The sequence below is a fragment of the Dyadobacter jiangsuensis genome (genome assembly GCF_003014695.1).
GTDB classification, from domain to species: domain Bacteria; phylum Bacteroidota; class Bacteroidia; order Cytophagales; family Spirosomataceae; genus Dyadobacter; species Dyadobacter jiangsuensis.
On sequence record NZ_PYAS01000006.1, the window covers coordinates 83,606 to 107,853 of the forward strand.

22 protein-coding genes are annotated in these 24,248 nt (G+C 50.2%); 15 read left to right on the forward strand and 7 right to left on the reverse strand.

All coding sequences use genetic code 11. From position 1 onward, the window contains the following. Window positions 1-71 precede the first annotated feature (71 nt). Together CLV60_RS13695 and CLV60_RS13700 are read left to right on the forward strand one after the other, a co-directional pair. Window positions 72-1,214 carry a DEAD/DEAH box helicase gene (locus tag CLV60_RS13695; protein ID WP_106595942.1) on the forward strand — a complete coding sequence of 381 codons (1,143 nt, stop codon included), beginning with the start codon at window positions 72-74 and terminating at the stop codon, window positions 1,212-1,214. Between the two features lie 9 nt (window positions 1,215-1,223). Then, a complete protein-coding gene (locus CLV60_RS13700; RefSeq protein WP_106595943.1) occupies window positions 1,224-1,529 on the forward strand; it encodes a rhodanese-like domain-containing protein in 306 nt (101 codons plus the stop codon). 61 nt (window positions 1,530-1,590) lie between these two features. On the opposite strand, the gene dapF is transcribed toward CLV60_RS13700, so the two are convergent. Together dapF and rplS are read right to left on the reverse strand one after the other, a co-directional pair. Next, complete coding sequence (gene dapF / locus CLV60_RS13705) at window positions 1,591-2,370, reverse strand: diaminopimelate epimerase (protein ID WP_106595944.1); 780 nt, start codon at window positions 2,368-2,370, stop codon at window positions 1,591-1,593. Between the two features lie 155 nt (window positions 2,371-2,525). Further along, the gene (gene rplS / locus CLV60_RS13710) at window positions 2,526-2,888 is read right to left on the reverse strand and encodes a 50S ribosomal protein L19 (RefSeq protein WP_015814531.1); all 363 of its coding nucleotides are present in this window, start codon (window positions 2,886-2,888) and stop codon (window positions 2,526-2,528) included. Window positions 2,889-3,029: 141 nt separating this feature from the next. Between rplS and CLV60_RS13715 the strand changes: the two genes are divergently transcribed. Genes CLV60_RS13715 through CLV60_RS13725 form a run of 3 tightly spaced genes read left to right on the forward strand, consistent with a single transcriptional unit; the run spans window position 3,030 to window position 5,140 of the window. Next, on the forward strand, window positions 3,030-4,511 hold the full coding sequence (locus CLV60_RS13715) for an NAD(P)H-hydrate dehydratase (RefSeq protein ID WP_106595945.1): 1,482 nt from the start codon (window positions 3,030-3,032) through the stop codon (window positions 4,509-4,511). 46 nt (window positions 4,512-4,557) lie between these two features. Next, window positions 4,558-4,785, forward strand: a complete 228-nt coding sequence (locus tag CLV60_RS13720) for a DUF433 domain-containing protein (protein WP_106595946.1) — start codon at window positions 4,558-4,560, stop codon at window positions 4,783-4,785. Beyond that, a complete protein-coding gene (locus tag CLV60_RS13725) occupies window positions 4,739-5,140 on the forward strand; it encodes a DUF5615 family PIN-like protein (RefSeq protein ID WP_229210963.1) in 402 nt (133 codons plus the stop codon). The genes CLV60_RS13720 and CLV60_RS13725 overlap by 47 nt, the downstream gene beginning before the upstream one ends. On the opposite strand, the gene feoB is transcribed toward CLV60_RS13725, so the two are convergent. Continuing rightward, on the reverse strand, window positions 5,137-7,272 hold the full coding sequence (gene feoB, locus CLV60_RS13730; protein ID WP_106595947.1) for a ferrous iron transport protein B: 2,136 nt from the start codon (window positions 7,270-7,272) through the stop codon (window positions 5,137-5,139). The two genes, CLV60_RS13725 and feoB, sit on opposite strands and share 4 nt — an antisense overlap. 28 nt (window positions 7,273-7,300) lie before the next feature. Then, window positions 7,301-7,528: a FeoA family protein gene (locus tag CLV60_RS13735; protein WP_019942477.1), complete on the reverse strand. Its 228-nt coding sequence runs from the start codon at window positions 7,526-7,528 to the stop codon at window positions 7,301-7,303. Between the two features lie 260 nt (window positions 7,529-7,788). On the opposite strand from CLV60_RS13735, the gene CLV60_RS13740 reads away from it, so the two are divergent. From CLV60_RS13740 to CLV60_RS13765, 6 genes are all read left to right on the forward strand, one after another. Next, entirely contained in the window at window positions 7,789-8,451 is a 663-nt protein-coding gene (locus tag CLV60_RS13740) for a heme exporter protein CcmB (protein WP_177193984.1), read from the forward strand. Window positions 8,452-8,496: 45 nt separating this feature from the next. Further along, window positions 8,497-9,180, forward strand: coding sequence for a cytochrome c biogenesis protein CcsA (gene ccsA, locus CLV60_RS13745; protein ID WP_106595948.1), 684 nt, complete (start codon window positions 8,497-8,499; stop codon window positions 9,178-9,180). A 78-nt stretch (window positions 9,181-9,258) separates the two neighbouring features. Further along, window positions 9,259-9,483: a CcmD family protein gene (locus CLV60_RS13750; RefSeq protein ID WP_106595949.1), complete on the forward strand. Its 225-nt coding sequence runs from the start codon at window positions 9,259-9,261 to the stop codon at window positions 9,481-9,483. A 6-nt stretch (window positions 9,484-9,489) separates the two neighbouring features. Continuing rightward, window positions 9,490-9,924 (forward strand): cytochrome c maturation protein CcmE domain-containing protein, encoded by a 435-nt coding sequence (locus CLV60_RS13755; protein ID WP_106595950.1) that lies wholly within the window; start codon window positions 9,490-9,492, stop codon window positions 9,922-9,924. Further along, on the forward strand, window positions 9,921-12,521 hold the full coding sequence (ccsA, locus tag CLV60_RS13760) for a cytochrome c biogenesis protein CcsA (protein ID WP_106595951.1): 2,601 nt from the start codon (window positions 9,921-9,923) through the stop codon (window positions 12,519-12,521). Before CLV60_RS13755 ends, ccsA (CLV60_RS13760) begins: the two co-directional genes overlap by 4 nt. A gap of 162 nt (window positions 12,522-12,683) precedes the next feature. Continuing rightward, a complete protein-coding gene (locus tag CLV60_RS13765) occupies window positions 12,684-14,063 on the forward strand; it encodes a flavin monoamine oxidase family protein (protein WP_106595952.1) in 1,380 nt (459 codons plus the stop codon). Here CLV60_RS13765 and CLV60_RS13770 read toward each other — a convergent pair. Then, window positions 14,060-16,612 (reverse strand): TonB-dependent receptor, encoded by a 2,553-nt coding sequence (locus tag CLV60_RS13770; RefSeq protein WP_106596218.1) that lies wholly within the window; start codon window positions 16,610-16,612, stop codon window positions 14,060-14,062. The genes CLV60_RS13765 and CLV60_RS13770 overlap by 4 nt on opposite strands. A 233-nt stretch (window positions 16,613-16,845) precedes the next feature. Between CLV60_RS13770 and CLV60_RS13775 the strand changes: the two genes are divergently transcribed. Further along, on the forward strand, window positions 16,846-17,145 hold the full coding sequence (locus CLV60_RS13775) for a DUF3817 domain-containing protein (RefSeq protein ID WP_106595953.1): 300 nt from the start codon (window positions 16,846-16,848) through the stop codon (window positions 17,143-17,145). 43 nt (window positions 17,146-17,188) lie between these two features. Next, window positions 17,189-19,366, forward strand: a complete 2,178-nt coding sequence (locus CLV60_RS13780) for a DUF5916 domain-containing protein (protein WP_106595954.1) — start codon at window positions 17,189-17,191, stop codon at window positions 19,364-19,366. Here CLV60_RS13780 and CLV60_RS13785 read toward each other — a convergent pair. Beyond that, entirely contained in the window at window positions 19,363-20,778 is a 1,416-nt protein-coding gene (locus tag CLV60_RS13785; RefSeq protein WP_229210965.1) for a leucine-rich repeat domain-containing protein, read from the reverse strand. The genes CLV60_RS13780 and CLV60_RS13785 overlap by 4 nt on opposite strands. Window positions 20,779-21,099: 321 nt before the next feature. Then, entirely contained in the window at window positions 21,100-22,074 is a 975-nt protein-coding gene (locus CLV60_RS13790; protein WP_106595955.1) for a polyprenyl synthetase family protein, read from the reverse strand. Between the two features lie 243 nt (window positions 22,075-22,317). Between CLV60_RS13790 and CLV60_RS13795 the strand changes: the two genes are divergently transcribed. Both CLV60_RS13795 and CLV60_RS13800 read left to right on the forward strand, forming a co-directional pair. Then, a complete protein-coding gene (locus tag CLV60_RS13795; RefSeq protein ID WP_106595956.1) occupies window positions 22,318-23,316 on the forward strand; it encodes a patatin-like phospholipase family protein in 999 nt (332 codons plus the stop codon). A gap of 1 nt (window position 23,317) precedes the next feature. Further along, on the forward strand, window positions 23,318-24,208 hold the full coding sequence (locus tag CLV60_RS13800) for a glycerophosphodiester phosphodiesterase family protein (protein WP_106595957.1): 891 nt from the start codon (window positions 23,318-23,320) through the stop codon (window positions 24,206-24,208). Window positions 24,209-24,248: the final 40 nt, after the last annotated feature.

A 24,248-nucleotide genomic window follows, 5' to 3' on the forward strand; every position in this document is an offset into this window, starting at 1 on the left:
GACAGGCCGATTCATATTATGCAGGCTGCGTTTAAAATGGATGATCATCAGGCAGCCATTAAAAAGACCAAATGACATTTCAGGATTTAAAACTCATAGAGCCGATCAAAAGGGCTCTCCAAGAAGAAGGATACACCACTCCCACTCCCATCCAGGCCAAAGCTATTCCGGTTATTTTAGAAAATAAAGATTTGCTGGGCTGCGCGCAGACAGGTACCGGCAAAACCGCCGCCTTTGCGATTCCGATGCTGCAATTGCTGCACGAAAACCCGGTGGGGAAATTTGAAAGAAGCCGTATCCGTGCATTGATTTTGACACCTACCCGCGAGCTGGCGATCCAGATCGGCGAGAGTTTCGCTGCGTACGGGCGTCATACACGTGTGAAGCATACCGTTATTTTTGGTGGTGTAGGCCAGAAACCGCAAACCGACGCATTGGCGAAGGGCGTGGATGTACTCATCGCTACGCCGGGCCGTTTGCTCGATTTGATTAACCAGGGGTTCATTAAACTGAATCAACTGGAATTTTTCGTACTCGACGAAGCCGACCGTATGCTTGATATGGGCTTTGTACACGACGTGAAGAAGGTTATCAAATTGTTGCCTAACAAGCGCCAATCGCTGTTTTTCTCTGCCACCATGCCTCCGGCAATTGTTACCCTGGCAGGTACCATTTTAAGGAACCCATCGAAAGTAGAAGTTACCCCGGTTTCATCTACCGCCGACACGATTCGTCAATCCGTATTTTTTGTAGATAAATCAGACAAGAACTCACTGCTCCTGCACATTCTGAAAGACGAATCGATTGCGACGGCGCTGGTATTTACCCGTACCAAGCACGGTGCTGATAAAGTGGTGAAAGTGTTGCGCAAAGCAGGCGTGACGTCCGAAGCCATTCACGGCAACAAGTCGCAGACGGCCCGCCAGAATGCATTGAAGAATTTCAAAAGCCAGACCACCCGTGTGCTCGTAGCGACCGACATCGCCGCACGCGGTATCGATGTCGACGACCTGACGCACGTGATCAACTACGAAATTCCGAACATTCCGGAGACGTACGTTCACCGCATTGGCCGGACCGGCCGCGCAGGAGCGAAAGGCATTGCGATGTCGTTCTGCGACAAGGAGGAAAAGCCGTACCTGAAAGATATTCATAAGCTGATCGCGAAGAATATCCCGGTAGTGAACGACCATCCTTACGCGGTGAGCAGGTAAATCAGCAGTATGTCAAGAAAAACTTACTCGGAGATCGATCTTCCGCAAGCTCTTGCATTGACCCAAAGTGCCGACGCCGTGCTTGTGGATGTGCGTGAAAGCTGGGAATTTGAGGAATTCAATGAAGGAGGAATCAATATTCCGCTGGCGGAGATCAGGGAAAAACGGCCTCTGGTAGCGCCGTATCAGACGATCGTCGTCATTTGTACCAACGGCGTCCGCAGCAAAGTAGCCGCGATGGATTACTGCCGCATTCCCGAGTGGGCCGACAAACAGATTTATCACGTGAAAGGCGGCATTATCGAGTCCGAATAAATTAAAAAGCCTCGCAAATCCCTGTGATCTGCGAGGCTTTTTAATTTGTAATTTATCCCTACTACACTTCGAGCGTTCCTTCAAAAACGCGCACTGCAGGGCCTATCAGGTAAACCTCTTTAAATTGACCTTCGCCGGCATCCTCATATTCCACTGCCAGCGTTCCGCCGATCGTCTCCACTTTTACAGGGCCATCCCATCCTTCACGCATGTGCGCGGATAACGCGCAGGCGGTCACACCCGTACCGCATGAGAATGTTTCGTCTTCCACGCCGCGCTCATAGGTACGCACGCTCAGGTGGTTGTCTTCGATTACCTCCACAAAATTCACATTTGTACCGCCTTTGGGGCCGTACACCGAACCGTATCGGATCTCGCTGCCGATATTTACCACATCGGCTTCGTTGATATCCTCGACGTAGGTCACGTAATGCGGCGAGCCGGTATTCATGAAGTCGTACTCCTCATATTGCTCCACGCCATTCACGTTCGACATTTTAAGGCGGATCGTGTCCCCCGAGACAGTCGCCTCGTGCTCCCCGTCGACAGCGATAAATTTGGTACTATCCTTAAAAAGTCCGAGATCGTTGGCAAAGCGTACCACGCAACGGCCACCATTGCCGCACATGCTGCCTTCGCCGCCGTCGGCGTTGAAATACACCATGCGAAAATCATAGCCTTCGGCATTTTGGAGCAGAATAAGGCCATCGGAGCCCACGCCGAAACGACGGTGGCAGATCGAGGCGATCAGTTCTTTGGAAACCGGGAATTGTAATGCACGGTCGTCGATCATGACGAAGTCGTTGCCGGTACCCTGGTATTTATAAAAAGCGATACTCATAATAGCGGTCGTTAGCCGTCGGTTAAAACCAACGGTCATAGATTTAATCCAGTCACGTCAGTTTCAACTGACGGCGGGGTTTTGTTCAAAAACAAAACCCCGCAAGAAAAATTCGCTTGCAGGGTTTTAAAATTTGTTCCCGAAGGTCTTTTGGACTACTTCGTGGTTTTAAGCTCTTTAATACGAGCGGCTTTGCCCTGACGGCCACGCAAGAAGAACAGACGTGAACGACGTACCTTACCACGACGAATCAATTCGATTTTCGCGATGCTTGGTGAAAGGATTGGGAAAACACGCTCAACACCGATACCGTTTGAAATTTTACGTACTGTAAAAGTTTCGCCAGCTCCGTTTACGTTACGACGCTGCATAACGGTACCTTGGAACTGCTGGATACGCTCTTTGTTACCTTCACGGATTTTCACGTGAACGTTGATCGTGTCGCCTGATTTGAAATCAGGATACTCGGATTTACGATTTTCAATCGTAGCTTCTACGAGTTTAATAAGTTCGCTCATGACGAGTGATTTTATGGATTTAAAATGATAGCTTGCTCCCAGCGGACGGGGTGACGCCCCTTCATTCAAAACAGCTTTTGAGAAAACGAGTGCAAATCTAGCACTATTTGTCGGTAACAAAAAGCTTTTCGCGTGATTATCATGAAGATTTTCAATGTAGAACAGATCCGGGCGATGGACGCCTACACGATCGCACACGAGCCTATTGCTTCCATCGACCTCATGGAGCGCGCCTCGCAGGCATTTGTACGCTGGTTTTGTAATCAATATGTCAATACGCGCCCTATTGCTGTCTTTTGCGGCAAAGGCAACAATGGCGGCGACGGCCTGGCGATCGCGCGCATTCTGAGTGCTTGTGGCTACGATGTGCAGGTATTCGTCGTGGAATACACCTTGAATGCCACCGACGATTTTCGCCAGAACTACTCGCGGCTTGGCAACCACCTCACGCCCCGCCGCATTCACTCCGAAAACGATCTCCCGCAATTGGGCAGCAAAGTCGTATGTATCGACGCATTGCTCGGCTCCGGCCTGTCGCGGCCGGCGGAAGGCTTATTAAGCATGGTCATTCAGTATCTGAATGCATTACCAAACAGGCTTGTGTCCGTCGACATTGCCAGCGGGCTTTACACCGACCAACCCAACGGCCCCGCCGATGTGATCGTCAAGCCGAGATACACTGTTACATTCCAGCTGCCCAAACTCGCATTTCTGCTTCCGCAGAATGCCGAATACGTTGGCGAATGGCATGTGGTGGACATCGGCCTGAGCACCCGGTACATGGCCGACACCGGCACTCCGTACTATTTCACCGACAAGTTTGAAGCCGAAAAACGCATTAAGCCCCGACAAAAATTCTCACACAAAGGCACCTTTGGCCATGCCGTGATCATTGCCGGAAGTTTTGGCAAAATGGGCGCTGCGGTTCTTTCGGGAAAAGCTTGCCTGCGCTCGGGAGTCGGCCTGCTCACAATGCACGTGCCCGCGTGTGGGTATGAGATCACGCAAATCTCTGTTCCGGAAGCAATGGCGACCGTGGATGAAACGGAAAAATACATCAGCAAGATCCCCGACCTCTCATCGGCTACTGCGATCGGTATCGGACCTGGTCTTGGTCAGGAAACAGCGACGGGGAAAATGCTTGAAAAAGTATTGGAGCAGATCAAAGTACCTTTAATAATCGATGCGGACGCATTGAATATCCTGGCTACCAACCGGCATTTGCTTTACAAGCTACCCGAGAACACTATTTTAACACCGCATCCCAAGGAGTTTCAAAGGCTTGCAGGCGAGAGCAGCAACGAGTATGAACGGCTGGAAAAAGCGCAGGCATTTGCTGCCAAATACAAAATAGTTATCTGTCTGAAAGGTGCGAACACCGCTGTTATTCTCCCCAACGGCGAAGTCCATTTCAACTCGACGGGTAATCCGGGCATGGCTACCGGCGGTACCGGCGATGTGCTCACCGGCATTATCACGAGCTTGCTCGCGCAGAAATACGCCCCGGCTGATGCCGCTATTCTCGGCGTATATCAGCACGGCCTCGCCGGCGACCGCGCCGCAGAAGCCCGCGGGCAAACGGCACTGATTGCTTCGGATGTGGTAGAGCACCTGGGTTGGTAACTCGTTTGATTTGAGTTAAATTTGATTAACCAATCCATTGCGGTTTATGGAATATCTCGAAAGAATCACGATCGACGCGGGCATTTGTCACGGCAAACCTTGTATCAGGAGAATGCGTTGGCCTGTCGAGGTCATTATCGATATGTTGGGTTCCGGAATGTCGATCGCAGAAATTCTCGAAGATCATCCTGAACTTGAAAGAAAAGATATTTTGGCTAGCTTAAATTATGCCAAGATGCTGGTATCAGGTCGTGCTATCAACGAAGCTGCGTAATGAACTCCCTCTGCGACGTTCAATACCAATTAAACTATCGAAGTTTCTTCAAAGCAAAGGGCATTCCGCCAGGCATGTAAACCAGTTACCTGCGAAATGGCATACGAACGACTCCGAAATTTGCGCGATAGCCGATCAAAATCAATGGATCGTCATCAGCAAGGATGAGGATTTCCGTGCCTCATTTCTACTCCGTCGAACACCCCGAAAGCTAATCCGCGTCAGCCTCGGGAACATTTCAAATGATGCATTGATCGAACTCTTTTCGGAGCATCTTGCATTGATTGGGGATATTGATAAAAACCAGTTTTTTTATCTCGAACTAGGCAAAATAAATACCCTCTATACATTTTAGCTCAAAACCTGATAAACCACAAACGCGGAAACGTACGCCAGCGTGCTCAGATAGGCGAGCTGGATGAGCGGCCATTTCCAGCCGTGGGTTTCACGGTAGACTACGGCGATGGTGCTCATACACATCATGGCGAATACGTAGAATATCAATAGCGAGTAACAAACTGCGGGGGTGAACATTAGACCGCCGGTTTCCGGATTTTTTTCTTGAATGAGTCTCTGCTTTACGGTAAGCACATCCTCACTGTCACCGCTGATGCTGTAAATCGTCGCCATCGTACCCACAAATACCTCGCGCGCCGCGAAAGACGCGAGCAATGCGATGCCGATTTTCCAGTCGTAGCCTATCGGCCTGATCACCGGCTCGATGAAACGGCCGAATTGACCTGCATAGGAACTTTCCAGCCGCGCCGACGCTACCGCTGCGTCTATTTCTTCCTGCGGCGCGGTATGCATCGATGTCACAACCTGCTGCTCGGCCACATTCATGCTATCTCCCGGGCCGTAGGATGCCAGCACCCAAAGGATAATAGAGATCGCCATAATGACCTTCCCGGCTTCCAGCACAAAGGATTTCACGCTTTCATACATCGTAAACCCGACATGCCCCCAGCGCGGCAGCTTGTAGGAAGGCATTTCTAGCATGAAATAACTAGGCTCTTTTCTTGGAATAAATAATGATAGCAGCCAGGCGGAACCTAATGCACCCAGCAGACCGAGCAGGTAAAGCCCAAAGAGCACAAGTCCTTGTACATTAAATATCCCCAATACTTTCGACTCCGGTACCACTACGGCTATCAGGATCGCGTAAATGGGTAACCGTGCGGAACAACTCATCAGAGGCGTCACCAGGATCGTCAGCAAACGTTCATAGCGACTGCTGATGCTGCGTGTGGTCATAATGGCCGGAACCGCACAAGCGACACCCGAAATGAGTGGTACCACACTGCGGCCATTGAGCCCGAAACGGCGCATAAGCTTATCCATGATTACCATCACGCGGGCCATATAACCGGACTCTTCAAGGATCGCGACCAATGCAAAAAGGATCGCTATTTGCGGAATGAATATGATGATCCCCCCGATACCGGCCATGATACCGTCGGTAATGAGGTCGTTCAGGACTCCCGCGGGCAGCGCGCCTTTCACCCATTCAATCGCGGCGGCGGTGCCGGCATCGATCATATCCATCGGGTAAGACGCCCAGGCGAAAATAGCCTGGAACACAACGAGCAATACCAATGCAAAAGTCACATATCCCCAAACACGGTGCAGCAGGATGCTATCCAGCTTCCGTGTCCAGTAGGGTTGTTCGGTAGCGCCTTCGGATTTGACGGCTTTGGAAACGATCGGTTTGATTTTCTCGTAGCGGGCGATGGTCTCGTTAGCAAGGAAGTTGTTTTCATCGAAACCATATTTCTCGATCAGCGCATCAAGCCTGGCCCTTACAGGTTGTTCGAGGAAAGAAAAGTTATCGTGCTGGCAAACATATTGCAGCGCAACGTAATCATTGTCCAGGTGATGAATCTCCTTTACCTCATTGATCAGCCCTATCTCATTGTCTTTGGGTTGATAGAAATATTGCAGAGCAGGCTTTTCCGTGCGCTCCACAACCTGTTTTACGGCCTCTTTCAAACCTTTCATGCCCTCGCCCGTACGCGCATTGATGCGCACAACAGGCACATTGAGCTGCATCGCAAGTTGTACCGCATTCACGGTCAGGTTCATACTTTCGGCTACGTCGAGCATATTCAATGCCAATACCGACGGAATACCCAGATCATTGATTTCGGTGAAAAGCAAGAGGTTCCGTTGGAGGTTGGAAGCATCAGCCACAATCACCACCACGTCGGGAAAATCGGGGTGCTGTGGGTTGGCCAGGATATCCATCACCACCGTTTCGTCCTTCGATTTGGGATAAATACTATATGTACCCGGCAAATCGACCAGCGTCACGTGCGCGTCGTCGTGCCCGTTGGCGGCGGCAATGCGGAATGTCCCTGATTTCTTCTCGACCGTCACCCCCGGGAAATTGCCTGTTTTCTGGCGCATTCCGGTGAGTGCATTAAATAGCGTAGACTTGCCGGCATTCGGGTTACCTACCAGCGCAACTTTAATATTTCCCTGTTTCAATGGAGAGGCTGTATGCGGAACGCAATCTTTACTCTAATTCAATCACTGCGGCTTCGTTCAAACGGAGCGACAGGCTGTAATGCCCGCCGACGTTGATGCAGATCGGGTCACCGAAAGGCGCAATCGCATCCAGCCGCACTTCACAACCCGGCAAACAGCCCATTTCGAGCAGTTTGAGCGACATTGCACGGTCTGTGAATGATTTGATTATGCCTTTTTCACCCTTTTTAAGGTGGGAAACGGTACGAGCCGACATACGTTCCTTATTTAGATTCATTTTATTTAAAGTACAAATAAAGCACTCTCAGTCGGTAAATCAAACTTTACTCCTGCTAATGTGCCTACCGTTCGCCAAATCATTCAAAATCCTGACCGTTTTATTATTTCCCTCCGGCTTTGTGTCGTACTTTTGCAGCGCGAAACGAAGTACCGAAGCCGGAAAAAGCGACGCTGGTTACAATCAACAAGTAAATCGAAAGCGGAAAGCCTCTGGCCCGAAGCCGACACCATATCACCTTGAACGAGATTAAGACCCTGATCTGGAAAGAAGTAACACTGGAATGGCGCCAGAAATATGCCATCAGTGGAATGCTGCTTTACGTGGTCAGTACCGTATTTGTTTGTTATCTCAGTTTTAATCTCCGCAGAAATCAGCTGACCCCGATCGTTTGGAATACCCTGTTCTGGATTATTCTGCTCTTCACGGCGGTCAATGCCATTGCCAAAAGTTTTTCGCAGGAACGCCACGGGCGCTTGCTCTACTATTACAACCTGTGCAGCCCCCAAGCCATTATCATTTCCAAAATCATCTATAACTCGCTGGTTATGGCGGTGTTGTCGGTGCTAGGATTTGTGTTCTACGCATTTGTAATGGGCAACCCTATTCAGGACAATGGCCTGTTTTCGATCTGCATCCTGTTGGCGTCCACCGGTTTTGCATCCGTTCTCACACTCATTGCAGGCATAGCGTCGAAGGCCGACAACAGCGCCACGCTCATGGCTGTGCTCAGTTTCCCGATCATCCTGCCGATGCTGCTTATGACGATCCGTTTGGCCAAAAATGCCATGGACGGTCTCGACTGGTCGGTCAGCACGGATGAAATCACCACACTATTATCGATCGATCTGATAGTAATTACGCTCAGCTACCTGCTTTTTCCTTATTTATGGAGAAGCTGAAAAACAACAGGTTACAGGGCACAACTTTTAAAGCACTAGTTTAAAATGAGAAAGATCTGGTGGAAAATCCTCTGTGTTGTGATCATCTTCTACGTGATCATCATGGGATTTATCGGTCCCGTTCCACGCCTTGCCATTATCAATGAAAGTATCCGCAATACCTACTTCCATGTAGCCTTGTGGCTCGCCATGACGACGCTGCTGCTGCTGTCGATGGTATTTTCAATCCGCTATTTAACGAAGGGCAATATCAAAGACGACGACATCGCGAGCGAAGTAGCGAAAGCCGCTATTTTCTTCGGAATACTAGGTTGTTTGACGGGCTCCGTATGGGCCAATTACACGTGGGGCGATCCCTGGCCGAACGATCCCAAACTGAATGGTGCGGCAGTGGGTATCCTCATTTACCTCGCCTACCTCTTGCTCAGAAGCTCCTTCGAAGACGAGCAGCGCCGTGCAAGGATTTCTTCGGTTTACAACATTTTTGCATTCGCGGTTTTCATCCCGATCATTTACATCCTGCCTCGCCTCACCGACTCTTTGCACCCGGGCAGCGGCGGCAATAGTACATTCGGATCTTATGATTTCGACAACAATATCCGCAAGGTATTTTACCCTGCCGTGATCGGTTATATCCTGCTCGGATTGTGGATTGCGGAGCTGAGAATCCGCATCAAGCAAATCAATCGTGTGCGGGAGGAAGCATTGATCGAATCGGGCAAGCTCTGAGCATTTTGGCCCAATTTGGCCCATTTACAAACGTTTCAAAGTAAATTTTCGTTAAGGTTTAGTCCACTCATATATACAATGAAAAGAATTTCCCTCATCCTCCTGACGTTGCTGGCGGTTTCCGGCAACTTGTTCGCACAGGCGGGCGACACTTCCGTCGAAATGGCCGACAGGCTCCGTGCCGATGGCAAAATCTGGGTCGTGGTGGCGGTAGTAGCCGTGGTTTTCGCAGGATTGGCTGTCAACCTCTTCCGAATCGATTCCAAATTGAAAAAGATTGAAAAAGACCTCAATATCAAGTAAGCCCCTATGAAAAAGATACAGATATTCGGATTGGTGGTCATTGCGGTTGCAATTGGTATTATTGTTTCAACCGCCGGTGATGCAAGTACTTATGTCGATTTTACCAAAGCCAAAGAAATGGCTGCGGATGGTGACGGTGAGAGCATTCACGTAGTAGGCAAACTCAAAAAAGACGCTGCGGGCCAGATCCTGGAAATGGAGTACCGCCCCGAAATTGACCCTAACCTGTTCGTTTTCACATTGGTTGATAACAATAATGTGGAACAGAAAGTGGTCTACAAAAACACCAAACCGCAGGATTTCGACAAATCCGAGCAGGTCGTAGTAGTAGGCAAAATGCGGGACGGCTCATTTTCAGCCGAGAAAATCCTCATGAAATGCCCGTCGAAATACGAAAACGGTAAAATGGAAACCACGGAACATACTGCAAAACAATCATGATTCACAGTACGATCGGAAGTGCAGGGCACCTGCTGGTTATAGTCGCGTTTGTAACGGCCATTCTGGCGACGTTCGCTTATTTCAAGGCGGGCATTGCAGGTGGTACCGTAGAAGAAACGCAAACATGGAAAAAGTTTGCGCGCGGCGTGTTCTGGGTGCATTTGGCAGCCGTGATCGGTGTGGTGTTCTCGCTCTACTGGATCATCGGTAACCATTATTTCGAATACCATTACGCGTGGAAAAACTCCTCGCTGTCCCTGCCTACGGGCTACACCATTTCCAGTTTCTGGCAGGACCAGGAAGGTAGCTTCCTTCTCTGGATTTTCTGGAACGTGGTACTCGGCGCGATATTGATTTTCTCAAATCGCTCATGGGAAGCACCGGTTATGACCGTTTTCGCATTGGTACAGGCATTTCTCACGTCGATGATCCTCGGTGTGGTAATCCCCGGCCTCGATCTTAAAATCGGTTCTACGCCGTTCCTCTTGCTGAAAGAGGTAATGCCCGACTTGCCGGTATACAAAATGGACCCGAATTTCATCCCGAAAGACGGTAACGGTCTCAACCCATTGTTGCAGAACTACTGGATGGTGATCCACCCTCCTACCCTGTTCCTGGGCTTCGCGAGCACGCTCATCCCGTTCTCGTTTGCGATAGCAGGCCTTTGGACCAAAAAGATTCACGAATGGATCCGTCCTGCATTGCCATGGTCGTTGTTTTCGGCACTGGTTTTAGGTGTGGGTATATTAATGGGTGCCTACTGGGCTTACGAAACGCTCAACTTCGGGAGCTACTGGAACTGGGATCCCGTTGAGAACTCATCCATCGTCCCCTGGATCGTACTCGTAGCGGCGGTACACGTAATGATTATCGCAAGACGGAATGCGACTGCATTGAAAACGTCGTTCATCCTCACCATCGCGACATTTATTCTCGTACTTTATTCGACATTCATGACCCGCAGCGGTGTGCTCGGTAATGCTTCGGTACACTCGTTCACCGACCTTGGTCTTTCGGGTCAGTTGCTGATTTACCTTTTCACATTCATGATCGTGTCGATCGGCTTGCTGGTGGCACGCTGGAAGTCTTTGCCGAGTGATGAAGAAGAGGTTTCGACCTACTCACAGGAATTCTGGATTTTTATCGGTGCTACACTACTTTGCCTTTCCGGCTTCCAGATCATCGCTACCACTTCCATTCCGGTTTATAACAAAATCGCGGAAGCATTCGGTGCCGTATTGAATATGGCACTACCTGCCGACCAGGTGGCGCACTATAACAAATTCCAGCTCTGGTTCTTTGCATTGATCATCGTTTTGACGGGCGTAGGTCAGTATTTCTGGTGGAAAAAAACAGGCAAAGGCAAGTTGCAGGCATTGTACAACCCGCTATTGGTGGCATTGCTGATCAGCGCGGCGGTCATTACATTCAAACAGGTTCGCGATATTCAATACATCGCATTGCTAACGACTTCGATCTTTGCGATCGTGGCGAACGGCAATATCCTGCTGAACATTATCCGTGGAAATTATAACCTTTCGGGCGGCGCAATTACGCACATTGGTGTGGCGCTGATGCTGATTGGTATTTTGTTCTCGTCGGCTTATACCAAAGTCGTTTCGATCAACAACTCAGGCCTGATGATCTCCCGCAGTGAGGAATTTACAGCCAACGACAACAAGGAGAATAAGGAAAACATCACCCTCTGGCTCAACAAACCTGAGAAAATGGGTGATTATATGCTCACCTGGCGCGACGTACGCGTAGAGCCACGCAACATCCCGGGCTACATTCCAAAGAGCTGGGTGGATATTGTTGAAGGTGATTTCCACGCCGTAGCTTTGCGTGACATTGAAATCGATGGAAAGAAGTACAACAAAAAGGGTGATACACTCGAAATCTTCCCTGAAAACTTCTATTACGAAATCGAATACCGCGAGCCTTCGGGCAAGATATTCACCCTCTTCCCGCGCGTGCAGATCAACCCGCGTATGGGAGGGATCGTGTCTTCGCCGGATATTCAGCGCAAGGTGGATAAGGATTTGTACACCTACGTTTCAATGGTGACCAACCCGACCGCAGAGCCGGTTTGGAGCCAGAGCGAGAACTTTACGATCAACCTTCGCGATACATTCTTCGTAAACGACTACGTGGCCATTCTCGACAACGTGGTGCGCACCGAAGATGTGGAAGGGATCAAACTCGGTCCGGGCGATGCGGCTGTGAAGGCGATCATCCGCGTGCTGGATAAGGACAAGGAGTTTGTGGTGACACCTTCTTTCGTAATCCGCGACCGCATGGTGGCGCGCAAGCCGGAAGTAAGCGACGAGCTGGGCATGCGCATTCAATTCAACGAAATCAACCCGCAAACAGGCCAGTTCACGTTCGGTGTAAATACCACCCAGCGCGATTTCATCGTCATGAAAGCGACCGAAAAGCCATTGATCAACATCCTGTGGCTCGGTACATTCGTACTCGTTATCGGTTTCGTGATGGCTACCATCCGCCGGTTCAGGGATTTCGTCAAAATGCGTAACAAGGAAAGCGCAGCTGCGGAACCTAAGGCCAAAGCAAAGCCGAAAGTGCAAACCGCATAAGCGATTCATTTGAAATACATTACAAAGCGTTCCGGCCTTCAAAAACCGGAACGCTTTTCTTTTGAATACCAGAAACTAAGTAAACCAGCCTCTCGCTAAAGGTTTATTTGAGTTGCGTATATAGGTCTGTAATTTGCGGCACTCAATCGACCTCATTACATCATGGACAAGCCGCAACAGACCTCCCGGCGCGAGTTTCTGCGCCAATCAGCCCTGCTCGCAGGTGCTTCAATTATTTCTTCCCGCTCTTTCGGAAACATTTACATTGGCAAACAAACCCGCGTGATCGTGATCGGCGCCGGTTTCGCCGGGCTGGCCGCCGCCTATGCCCTGAAACAGAAAAATGTCGATGTCACGGTGCTCGAAGCCCGGAACCGTATCGGCGGCAGGGTATTCTCCCATACGATTGATCCCAAAGAAAACCTTGTTGTCGAACTCGGCGCCGAGTGGGTAGGCAACTCCCACGAGCGGGTGCGCGCGTTGTGCGACCAATTTAAAATACCACTCCTCAACAACCAGTTCGATACCCATCTCATTTACCAGAACCAATATTCCAAGGCCAATGCGTGGGATTTCACGGATAACTGGAAAGCTAAAATAAAAACGCTGCTCGAAGGCTACAAAAAGCTGGACGAGAAACAGAAAGTCGAACTCGACAGCATTGACTGGTGGCGCTACCTCGTCAACAATGGCTGCGAGGGCAAAGACCTTATCTTCCGGGAACTGCTCGACAGCACCGATTTCGGCGAGAGTATCCGGCACGTATCGGCCTACATTGCGCTGGCCACATTCGCAGAAAGCAGCGAAAAGAACGAAATGGATTTGAAGATGCAGGGCGGCAATACCATGCTCGCTAAGAAATTTGCGGAAGAGATTGGAAACGATCGCGTGCTGACCGGCCATGCCGTGAAACGCATCGAACAAAAAGATACGGTGAAGGTAACCTGCGAAAATGGCAAGACTTTCGAAGCCGACAAGCTTATCTGCGCCATTCCGACATTTGCGATCCGGAACATTCAATGGGAACCCGGCTTGCCGGCAGAGAAGATTCAGGCCATTAACGAGCTGCAATATGCACGCATCAACAAGAATGCCATTTTGTTCAAAAAACGTTTCTGGAAGGACGAAAGCTTCGACCTCATTACCGACCAGACACCGCATTATTTTTACCACGCTACCAAAAATCAGCCATCGCAAAAGGGCGTGCTGATTTCCTACACGATCGGGGAAAAAGCTGAGCTCATTTCCGCGCAAAACGACGACTGGAAAAAGCAAATGCTGGGCCAAACGCTCAACCCCTATTTCCCGAAGGCTCAAAAGTTGATCGAGTCGCAAGCCAATTACTATTGGGGAACCGACAAGATTTCACAAGGCGCATATGCCATGTACGGGTTGAACCAGTGGTACACCACCCGTCCTGCATTGCAGAAACCTTTCCTGCACACCTCTTTCGCCGGTGAACACCTCGCCGACTGGCAGGGGTTCATGGAAGGCGCGGTGGTCACCGGCGAAATGGCAGCGGCAGAGATTACAGCGGTTTAAAACCTCAATCCAAGCCGGGTAAAGAAAAACGCCCCGTTGCTACCCATTTGCACAGGGTCCCAGGCACCGCCCGATTCGGTCAGGGCGGGCTGGAACTTGTCGGGGTACACGTTGAAGATATTGCTGCCGCCGATCGACAGTGACACATTTTTGGTAAACTTATAATTCAGAGTAAGGTCTGTCTGAACTTTGGGACTATATGTATCGATCATATAGTCCCAGTTCGCCAACTTGATTTCGCCGAAACGGATAAACCGCAGCATGGCACTGAACTTGCTCACGGAGTAGTCGAAAGTGAGGTTGATTTTTGAAGGCGGTGCCGAGGCCAGTACAAAACGGCGTTCGCGCTCGTCGAAATAAATGTCTTCTTTGCCGGCCAGCTTCGGTACCGTGTTCACCGGACCTAATTCCATCCAGTTAAAGTTCGCAGCTACGGTGGTGCTGAGCCTCCCGGCTCCCAGCGCCGCCGAATGTGCCACGATTACGTCCACTCCTTTGGTGGTTGTGTACTCCAATGCATTGGTAAAGAATTGCGCCTTCCCTACCCGCAGGGCTTTCAGCAAATCGCCGATATCCTCATCGTCATCACTAAATTGGCCCGTCAACACCACGCGGTCTTTTACTTTCACATAATACCCGTCGACCGTTACAGAAAGTCCTGCGGCCGGCGTGAAGGTGATCCCCAGGCTGCCGTTCAAGGATGTTTCCTGTTTCAACTGGGGAATGCCCAATGCCTTCGTTACGGCGCTATTGTTGTTTGCAAGCAGCACCTCCACAGGCTGGCCGTTCACGAAATTGGTAAATGTCGAATTGAAATACTTCTGGGCCAGCGACGGCGCACGGAAGCCTGTACTCACCGACCCACGCAGCGCCAATGCTTCGGTAACCTTATAGCGCAAGCCCAGCTTACCATTTAAAGTACTACCGAAATCACTGTAACGCTCGAAACGACCGGCTACATCTATCAGGAACTGCTTGGTAACGTCGGCTTCCAGATCTACATAAGCGCCTACATTGGAACGGCTGCGGTTCGTCACATCCGCCGGGCTATAACCGGGGAACCCCTGGGAGCCGCCTGCAAATTCGGGATCATAGTTGCGGTAAGAAGCCTCCTCACCCGCAAAGATCTTGTAGCGTTCCTTTCTGAATTCGGCCCCGAAAGCAACGTTCAGGCCTTGCATAAAGGTTTTATAATACCGGCTGATATTCAGGTTAACCACATTTTGCCCCAGTTGAAAACCGCCCGCGTCGAACGAAGTCTGCGAACGCTCGCCTAACGACCTGTTCAGCGAGTTTTTAACTCCAAAATGAAACTTGTTGAAACCATAGGTATTACTCAAATCAATATCCCACGATTTCCAGACGCCGCGAATACCTGCTGCTACCGAGCGGTCCTTGATCTTACTGGTAATGATCGGATCAAAGCCATTTGGGTAAATGGAAGGGATATTCCGGTCGTCGTCCGCGAAGCGCGTCCACGCGTACGCATCACCCTTACGCTCGTTGAGGCCCCCGAAGCTGTAAACCTGGAAATTACTGCCTACCGGTATTTTCGCATTATAGTACACCGCCGCATTGCGGATCTCTGGATCGCCATACTGCCGGCGGGCAAGGTCCGATTCACTGGCCACCGTGTTGGCGCGATTGGTATGGTCGCGGGAGTTATAGTCGGCTGTCACGTTGAGGAACCCCTTTTTCGCGATCTTCACACCGTAGTTTGCATTGACATTGTAGTTCAATCCATCAAACGACTTGTCGTCGAAACGATACTTCGCCTTGAACATTCCGGCGTTTGCATTCACGGCCAGCTGGTTCGTCGTTTCTTTCAAAACAATGTTGATCACCCCCGCAATGGCGTCCGAGCCGTATTGTGCAGCCGCGCCGTCGCGCAGGATCTCGATACGCTCGATGGCGGCGGCGGGAATGGCATTCAGGTCGGTGCCGGTGTTCCCTCTCCCGCGCGAGCCGAAGAGGTTGACCAATGCGGACTGATGCCGGCGTTTACCATTGATGAGTACCAACGTCTGGTCGGGACCGAGCCCGCGCAGCGAAGCCGGGTCGACGTGGTCGGCTCCGTCGGAGCCTGTCTGGCGGTTGGAGTTAAAAGAAGGCGCAGCAAACTGTAAAAGTTGGTTCACATCCAGCTGCCCCTGCTTGGTGGTTACCTCGCGGATGTCGATCACATCCACGGGCGCGGGCGTGTCGGTCGAGGAGCGGTTCAGGTTTCGTGAACCGACCACCGTTACCTGGTTCAGTACCGTGGCGTCTGCCAGCGCAAAATCCTGGCTGGCAGCGCCGTTCAATTCTCTTTCCAGTTTGTTGTAACCAACGTAGGTCACCACGAGCGTCGCATTGTTATAGCCCACGGTAAGGCTGTATGCGCCATTTCCATCGGTAACGGTACCATTGCCGGTACCCTTTTCCAGAACGGAGGCGCCAGTCAGCGGGTCCCCTTTTTCATCGGTAACCTTCCCGGTCACTTTCAGGCCCTGCGCATAACAATAACAGGAGAGGAACACGAAAAGCCATGTTTGGTAGATTCGTTTCATAATATCGAAATAAGGTGCTCTTATTGCCAATAATGCAATTTTTAGACTAAAAACAAACATTACGCAGAATAAAATTTTATAAAACAGATATTTGTCAAAATTTATTTAAACTACCAGTTACATAATCACAAAATGTAACATTTCCGGGCAAAAGCTTTTTCGAACTTCCTGCGTTTCAAGGAGCTTGATGTGTATCTTTGCCGGTAAATTGTATTTCCCTATTCTGATTTCCTATGGTATCCGAACTGATCAAATCGGCATTAGGCCGCCTGCGCATCATTGCATTTCTTGAAGGCATTTCTTTTATCGTACTCCTGGGCGTCGCAATGCCCCTTAAATACTTTGCGGGTATCCCGCAGGCTGTGCGTATTGTGGGCATGGCGCACGGTGTACTCTTCATCCTCTTTGTCCTCCTGCTCATCCAGGTTGCCACTGAAAAAAGCTGGTCGTTCAAAAAATCGGCTTTATCGTTCCTTTCTTCGCTGGTACCATTCGGGACTTTCTATGCTGATTCCCGCTGGTTCAGAAACTGAGTATCCATGAACCTTTTATATTCCTAAACATCCCCTGAACCAAGTGCTACGTACCTTTATCCTAACCCCTTTCATTTTCTGTTTCATCATTTTCCAAAGCATTGCCCAGAAGCCGAACGAAAACTACCAGTACCACATCCATTCTGCCACTTCACCCATCAAAATTGATGGCGTAGCAGACGATGCGGCATGGTCTGCCACCGAAACAGCCAAAGACTTTTTTATGATCACGCCGATGGATACCAGCTTTTCCAAGGCGCTGACCGACGTGAAACTGTGTTATGACAAACACAACCTGTACATCCTGGTGGTCAACTACAAGCCCGTCAATGGCTCATTGATCGTCGAGTCGCTCAAACGCGACTTTGCATTCGGGAAAAACGATAACTTCCTGCTTTTTATGGACACCTTCGATGACAAAACCAACGGTTTTTCATTCGGTGCAAATGCGGCAGGTGCGCCCTGGGACGGCCAGCAGGGCGACGGCGGTACCGTCGATCTCAGCTGGGATAATAAATGGGTGAGCGCTGTGAAGAACGAGGACGACAAATGGGTGTGGGAAGCAGCCATTCCGTTTAAAAGTATCCGTTACAAGCCCGGTATTTCGCGCTGGGGAATCAATTTCAGTCGTCAGGACCTGACGATCTCCGAAAAATCTTCCTGGGCGCCGGTGCCGCGCCAGTTCCCCTCCGCGTCGCTCGCGTATACGGGTGTACTCGTGTGGGACACGCCTCCACCGACGCCGGGCCCGAACATTTCGGTGATCCCCTACGCGGCCATGCGCATGACCAAGGACCACCAGAACGACCTTCCTACCAAATACAAACCCACGATAGGGGGTGATGTAAAAATCGGATTAACGCCGTCGCTCAATCTCGATTTGACCGTCAATCCCGACTTCTCACAGGTGGATGTGGACGTGCAGCAAACCAACCTCGACCGTTTCGAGCTGTTCTTCCCCGAGCGCCGGCAATTCTTCCTCGAAAACGCCGATCTTTTTGCCAATTTCGGGTACGCTACCATCCGGCCGTTCTTCTCGCGGCGCATTGGTCTGGGGGTGCCGATCCAGTTTGGTGCCAGAATGAGCGGTAAAATCAATAAAAACTGGCGCATAGGTGTGCTCGATGTGCAAACCGGCGCCAACGATACGCTGACACCCCACAACAACTACGCCGTGTTCGCATTGCAACGGCAGTTGCTGGCACGTTCCAATGTGCGGTTCATATTCGTAAACAAAGACGCGACTAATTACACCCTGGAAAGGCATTCAGCCACCAACCGTTACAACCGGAACATCGGTGCGGAGTTTAACCTGGCGAGCGCCAAAAACCTCTGGACCGGAAAGGTAATGTTCCTGAAATCGTTCACGCCGGGCAAATCCTCCGACGATTTCACCCACGCCGCCGACCTGAAATTCACCAAAGCGAACTTAATATGGCAATGGCAGCACGAGTATGTGGGCAAGAATTACAATGCGGAAGTAGGTTACGTGCCCAATGCCGTGCGGATGGGCTATTACAAAATCAGCCCCAACGTCGCCTATTTGTTTTTCATTAAGCACAACAAAATCATCAGCCACGGCCCCAAGCTCGTGAGCAATATTTACTGGGATAAGAAGTTTGATGTGAGCGACAAGGAATTCATTTTGTCCTACAACATCAACTTCATCAACCGTGCGACGATAGCACTGTGGGGTTCGAGCAATTACGTGCGTTTGTTGCGCCCGTTCGATCCTACGAACCTGGGCGGCTCCACATTGGCCACTGGTACCGAACACAACTGGAAAGCCGTTGGTTTCGACATCGTTTCCGGTCCGCAGAACCGATTTACCTACCTCGCATCGGGTATCCTGGGCGGGTATTACCAGAATGGCAAGCGCAACAACCTCAAAGCTGAGCTCGGTTACCGCGTGCAGCCCTACGTAGCCATTACGATGGCCGGTAATTACAACGATATCCGCCTTCCCGAGCCCTGGAAACGCACCCAGCTCTGGCTCGTAGGCCCACGCGTGGACGTGACCTTTACGAACAGCCTCTTTTTCACGACATTCATGCAGTACAACAACCAGGCCGACAATATCAACCTGAATGCCCGTCTGCAATGGCGCTACAAGCCGGCGTCCGATCTTTTTATCGTTTATACCGACAACTATCTGCCTGAGAACTTCCGGGTCAAGAACCGCGCGATCGTTCTCAAATTCACCTATTGGTGGAATCTTTAATAGAACACCTCGATATTCTTGCTTTTAAGCTGACTCAACTGCTCGCTGTATTTACGCTCGGCATCCTGTCCTAAAAACGGGTTGCCACGTAAATGCAGCTTGTCGAGCTTCCGGATCTGCAAAAGCTGCACGGGGAAATCCGGGAAGTTGTTGGACGACAGATCGAGTTCCTGCAAATTGGTGAATGCTACCAGTTCGGCCGGAAATGTGGTGAGCCAGTTGTATCCGAGGTCGACAATGCGCAATTCCTTCATGCGGGTAATGCGCTCGGGAAGCTTGCTCAAATGGTTATGATGGGCATAAAGCGTATGCACGCTTTTCAGCTTGTCGATACGCTTGGGCAATGCAGTGAGCTGGTTATGGGAAACAGCGAGGTGAGTCAGGCGTTTCAGCTTCGTGATTGATTTCGGCAAGGTTTCGAGCTTATTATAATAAACATCCAGCACTTCCAGGTTGCGCATTTTGCCGATGCCTTTGGGTAATGCAGTGAGTTCGGCTTTGTAGAAATTAATATCTTTCACGGGTTTCAGTTTCCGGAAACTAGCATCAGTCAGGCCGCTTATCCGGTTGTTTCCGAGCCAGAGTGTTTCGAGTCTTTTGCAATTCCGTGCTGCACGCGGAATGTCGGTAATGAGGTTCTTTTGCAGGTTGAGCAGTTGCAACGACTTGTTTTTACTGATATTAATGCTGTTGTCCCGCAATATATTCTTGCTCAGATCGAGGTGCCGCAGTTTCGGCAGTCGGGCCATGTCGAGGTACACGGTTTCAATGTCATTGTCAACCAAAAACAACTCTTCCACATTTGGAAAGCGGTATACCACGTCGGGAACGGCTGTCAACAGGCTCTGGCCCAGGTTCAGCGACTTTACTTTCAGCGTATCTTTCATCGCCAGCGCCTTCGCCAGGCCGGTTATTGTGCTGTCTTTTTGCGTTTCCCGTTCTTGTGACGCTTCGGGTTGAAAACTCACAAATGTAGTCAGCACGGCTTTCGAGCCCACGGTCCTCCGCGAGACGATCTTGGCAAGGTAAGGCGTAATTTTGGCTGAGATAATAGCCGACAGCGAGTCCTTATTTTTAGGCCCGTCCTCCTGATTGCCATTCATCATCCTGAAACGCTGGGTTCCGATGTCGAAAATGAGGTAGTCGATTTTCCCTTCCGCATTCAGGTAAAGGGTGTTCCAAAAAGTAAGATTGCTGAATTTCTCTTTGTCGAGCATTTGCTCATACATATCCTGAAATGCCTTTTGCATACTGAACGGCGTTTCCAGTTGAGCGCCATCGGGCCTATCGAAGTCCTTGTCGAGTTTGCGCCAGAGCTTTTTCGCCTCCGCATCTTTGCGACTGAGCACCACAGGCTGCGCCAGCAATCCAAAGCCGGCGAAGAGAAGAAAAATAGTTAGGAATATTTTCATGACAGGCAATATTAAGTGAGCACACAAACATAACTAAAAGGCTAGTTATATTATTATACTTACTTATATATTTTCCTATTCAATGAGCAATGAGTCAATGTGCCGCACTAAATGCCGTTAGGCATGTAACAACAATGCTCCGGAATTACGCAGCCACGTGTTATTGTTGTTGCATCCCTGACGGGATTTTGAAAAACGGGCGACATTATTTACTACCAATATTATATCGCTACGCGATTCACGCATTCCATTCCACGGCAACCCATTGAATCATTCGGTCATTCAAAATTCACTCATTCACACATTCACTCATTCAAAATTTTACTTGCTCCGCTCAATCGTATATTGAACGAGCTGTTCCAGCGACCGTCGGTGCGGCGAATCGGCGAATTCATTAAGTAACGTGAGCGCCTCCTTCACATACCTTTCCATCACCTCCTGCGCGTAACGCAATCCGCCCGATTCTTTCACGAATGCGATGACCTCGCTTACCTTGTTGGGCTTGTGGCTTTCGTTGCGGATAATGTTGATAATGCGGCGTTTTTCCATCCAGGATGCGTGGTTGAGTGCGTAAATGAGCGGGAGCGTCATTTTTTTCTCCTTGATATCGATGCCCAGCGGCTTGCCGATCTCGTCTTCGCCGTAGTCGAATAGGTCGTCCTTGATCTGGAACGCCATACCCACCTTCTCGCCGAATGCGTGCATTTTGTCCACCACTTCCTTTGCAGCGCCTACCGAGCTGGCCCCGACTGCGCAGCATGACGCGATCAGCGAAGCGGTTTTCTGCCGGATGATTTCGTAGTAAACTTCTTCATTAATATCCAGTCTCCGCGCCTTTTCGATTTGCAGCAACTCGCCTTCGCTGAGCTCGCGAACGGCAGTAGAAACGATTTTCAGGATTTTGAACTCTTCGTGATCGACCGAAAGCAATAAGCCACGTGACAGTAAGTAGTCCCCCACCAGTACGGCGATCTTGTTTTTCCACAATGCATTGACAGAGAAGAATCCACGACGGTAGTTCGAGTCGTCCACCACATCGTCGTGTACCAGAGTAGCCGTATGCAGCAACTCGATCATCGCACCACCGCGGTAGGTCGATTCGGCAATATCACCACAAACTCCCGCGGACAGGAACACGAACATCGGGCGCAGCTGTTTACCTTTCCGCCTCACGATATAGTTCATGATCTGGTCCAAAAGCATTACTTCGCTTTTCATAAACTGGCGAAACTTCTGCTCGAAAGCTTTCATTTCATCCGCAATAGGAGCCTGGATATCCTTTATTGAAAGGGTCATATTCATGTACGAGGGCTAAAAGGTCCCTCCTGATAATAAAAGGACGCGAACAGGGGCATGAGTTTGTGAATATGTTCGTTTAACCCTCTGAACTCTGATCTTCAAATTTGGAATAAAATCTTCTGTTTACATCAATTTTAAACCGAAAATGTTTAGAATTGGACAAAGGCAAACGCGCCGAAAACCGGCAAAACCCCGCGGCCAATGGCCGAATTACAAACTAAACCACGTAAACCAGTCGATATGAAAGCACTCGTTCTCGGCGGAGGGTCCATGAAAGGAGCATTTCAGGTAGGTGTGATCCAGGCAGTCCTGGAAAATGGCTTTGAACCTGAAATGGTGTACGGAATTTCCGTAGGCTCGCTGAATGCCACATTTCTGGCAAATGAAACCGGCAAGCAAATGGCCGAAAATAAGAAGATAGACTGGCCGCTGGCAGGCCGTAAGCTGCTCGAATTCTGGATCAAGAATATCACCCAACCGCAGGATATTTCTACGCTGCGCTCCAGGGTAATGCTGGGGATGAATACGCTCATGAGCCGGTTCGACGGCATCGTGGACCCGTCGCCGCTGCACCACCTCATCCGTAAGCACCTCAACGACGACTACCTCCGCGATACGCCTGTTAAAGTAAAAGCCGGGGCCGTAAATATCGAAACCGGGGAAATGAAATATGTTTCCACGCAGGACCCGCATTATGTGGATTTTGTGTACGCCAGTTCGTCCATACCGATGCTGATGCCGGCCGTTGAAATCAACGACCAGCTTTATCTTGACGGTGGCTTACGCGAGGTAGCGCCCATACGTGAGGCCATCGAGGACGGCGCCACGGAAATCATCCTGATCGGTTGCCACTCTCCCCTGCTCTACCAGCCCGAAGGCATCAATACACGCAACCTGATCACATTGATCGAGCGCGTCAGGGATATTACCGTGAACCAGATCGTCAACAACAATATCCAATGGGCCGAGTCGTACGTCGACCGCTCGAACTTGCGGGGCAAACCCATGAAGTTGACGGTGGTAAGGCCTCTGACACCGCTCTTTCTCGATTTGCAGCATTTCAACTCGGAGGACATTTCCCGGCTGATCATCGAAGGTTACCGTGCAGGAGTGGAATCGATTTTGAAAGCCGAAAAAGGTGGAGATTCTGCGATCACCGACCCCGCTATCAACGGCTCCGCCATTCGCGACGCTTCTAAGCACGGGCCACTCCATACCGAATCAAATAATGTGACGTAAAATGAAGAAACCAACCCGGCAGGTCCTTACAGCGCTGCTATTGGCTGCCCTTTCACACACTGCCCAGGCCCAAACCGGCGATTGCCGGTTCAAAGATGCCGAAGCGCTTAAAAGCTATCTGAAACCGGGCAAACGCACCACGCCATTAATCATGGCTCATCAGGGTGGTACGGAAGACGGCTATCCCGGCAACAGCATGGCCACTTTCGAACGGACCTATTCCAAAGTCCCTTGCGTGCTCCTGGAAATAGATGTCCGCGCAACCGCCGACAGCCTGCTGGTGATCTCTCACGACGACGACCTTGCATTAAAAACCAACGGGAAAGGTTTGCTGAGTAAGAAGAAGTGGAAAGAAATCAGCAAACTGAGGCTAAAAGATCCCTATGGTTCCATGACGGAACACCCCATACCCACATTTCAGGAGGTGTTAAACTGGTCGGCCGGCAAGAATTTCGTACTGATTGTCGACAAAAAGCCGGAAACGAGCATTACCCAAACCATCAAAATGTTGCAAGGCACCGGGAATCTTTACAAATCCGTATTAATCTGCTATTCATTAAAAGAAGCGCAACTGGCGCATCAACTAGCGCCGCAGCTCATGCTCGCGGTCGGCTTCAACAGCCCGGAACATATAGATGCCGTTGAGCAGTCGGGCTTACCATTGGAGCAAATTGTAGCGCTCACGCCCCGGGAATTACAGGAAAGCTCTTTTTACCAACGCATTCACGATTTGAACGTAACATCTTCACTCGGCACCAATGGCAACATCGATACGCTTCAAGTTGCGGAATCGAGGCCCTTATACCAAAAGCTCCGGGACTCGGGCGGGCCGGATATCATCTGTACTGATAATCCGATTTTGGTGCAGAGTATTTTTTATAAGAAGGACTGAAAGGGAGGAAAGGGAGGATGGAGGAAAGGGAGAACGGAAG

Bases quoted from the DNA above. Each gene is read 5' to 3' on its own strand.
- CLV60_RS13785 (WP_229210965.1), bottom strand. From the start codon at position 20,778: ATGAAAATATTCCTAACTATTTTTCTTCTCTTCGCCGGCTTTGGATTG.
- CLV60_RS13695 (WP_106595942.1), top strand. From the start codon at position 72: ATGACATTTCAGGATTTAAAACTCATAGAGCCGATCAAAAGGGCTCTC.
- CLV60_RS13790 (WP_106595955.1), bottom strand. From the start codon at position 22,074: ATGACCCTTTCAATAAAGGATATCCAGGCTCCTATTGCGGATGAAATG.
- CLV60_RS13765 (WP_106595952.1), top strand. From the start codon at position 12,684: ATGGACAAGCCGCAACAGACCTCCCGGCGCGAGTTTCTGCGCCAATCA.
- CLV60_RS13800 (WP_106595957.1), top strand. From the start codon at position 23,318: ATGAAGAAACCAACCCGGCAGGTCCTTACAGCGCTGCTATTGGCTGCC.
- CLV60_RS13700 (WP_106595943.1), top strand. From the start codon at position 1,224: ATGTCAAGAAAAACTTACTCGGAGATCGATCTTCCGCAAGCTCTTGCA.
- CLV60_RS13715 (WP_106595945.1), top strand. From the start codon at position 3,030: ATGAAGATTTTCAATGTAGAACAGATCCGGGCGATGGACGCCTACACG.
- CLV60_RS13795 (WP_106595956.1), top strand. From the start codon at position 22,318: ATGAAAGCACTCGTTCTCGGCGGAGGGTCCATGAAAGGAGCATTTCAG.
- CLV60_RS13750 (WP_106595949.1), top strand. From the start codon at position 9,259: ATGAAAAGAATTTCCCTCATCCTCCTGACGTTGCTGGCGGTTTCCGGC.
- CLV60_RS13755 (WP_106595950.1), top strand. From the start codon at position 9,490: ATGAAAAAGATACAGATATTCGGATTGGTGGTCATTGCGGTTGCAATT.
- dapF (WP_106595944.1), bottom strand. From the start codon at position 2,370: ATGAGTATCGCTTTTTATAAATACCAGGGTACCGGCAACGACTTCGTC.
- CLV60_RS13720 (WP_106595946.1), top strand. From the start codon at position 4,558: ATGGAATATCTCGAAAGAATCACGATCGACGCGGGCATTTGTCACGGC.
- rplS (WP_015814531.1), bottom strand. From the start codon at position 2,888: ATGAGCGAACTTATTAAACTCGTAGAAGCTACGATTGAAAATCGTAAA.
- CLV60_RS13770 (WP_106596218.1), bottom strand. From the start codon at position 16,612: ATGAAACGAATCTACCAAACATGGCTTTTCGTGTTCCTCTCCTGTTAT.
- CLV60_RS13775 (WP_106595953.1), top strand. From the start codon at position 16,846: ATGGTATCCGAACTGATCAAATCGGCATTAGGCCGCCTGCGCATCATT.
- CLV60_RS13735 (WP_019942477.1), bottom strand. From the start codon at position 7,528: ATGTCGGCTCGTACCGTTTCCCACCTTAAAAAGGGTGAAAAAGGCATA.
- CLV60_RS13725 (WP_229210963.1), top strand. From the start codon at position 4,739: ATGCCAAGATGCTGGTATCAGGTCGTGCTATCAACGAAGCTGCGTAAT.
- ccsA (WP_106595948.1), top strand. From the start codon at position 8,497: ATGAGAAAGATCTGGTGGAAAATCCTCTGTGTTGTGATCATCTTCTAC.
- ccsA (WP_106595951.1), top strand. From the start codon at position 9,921: ATGATTCACAGTACGATCGGAAGTGCAGGGCACCTGCTGGTTATAGTC.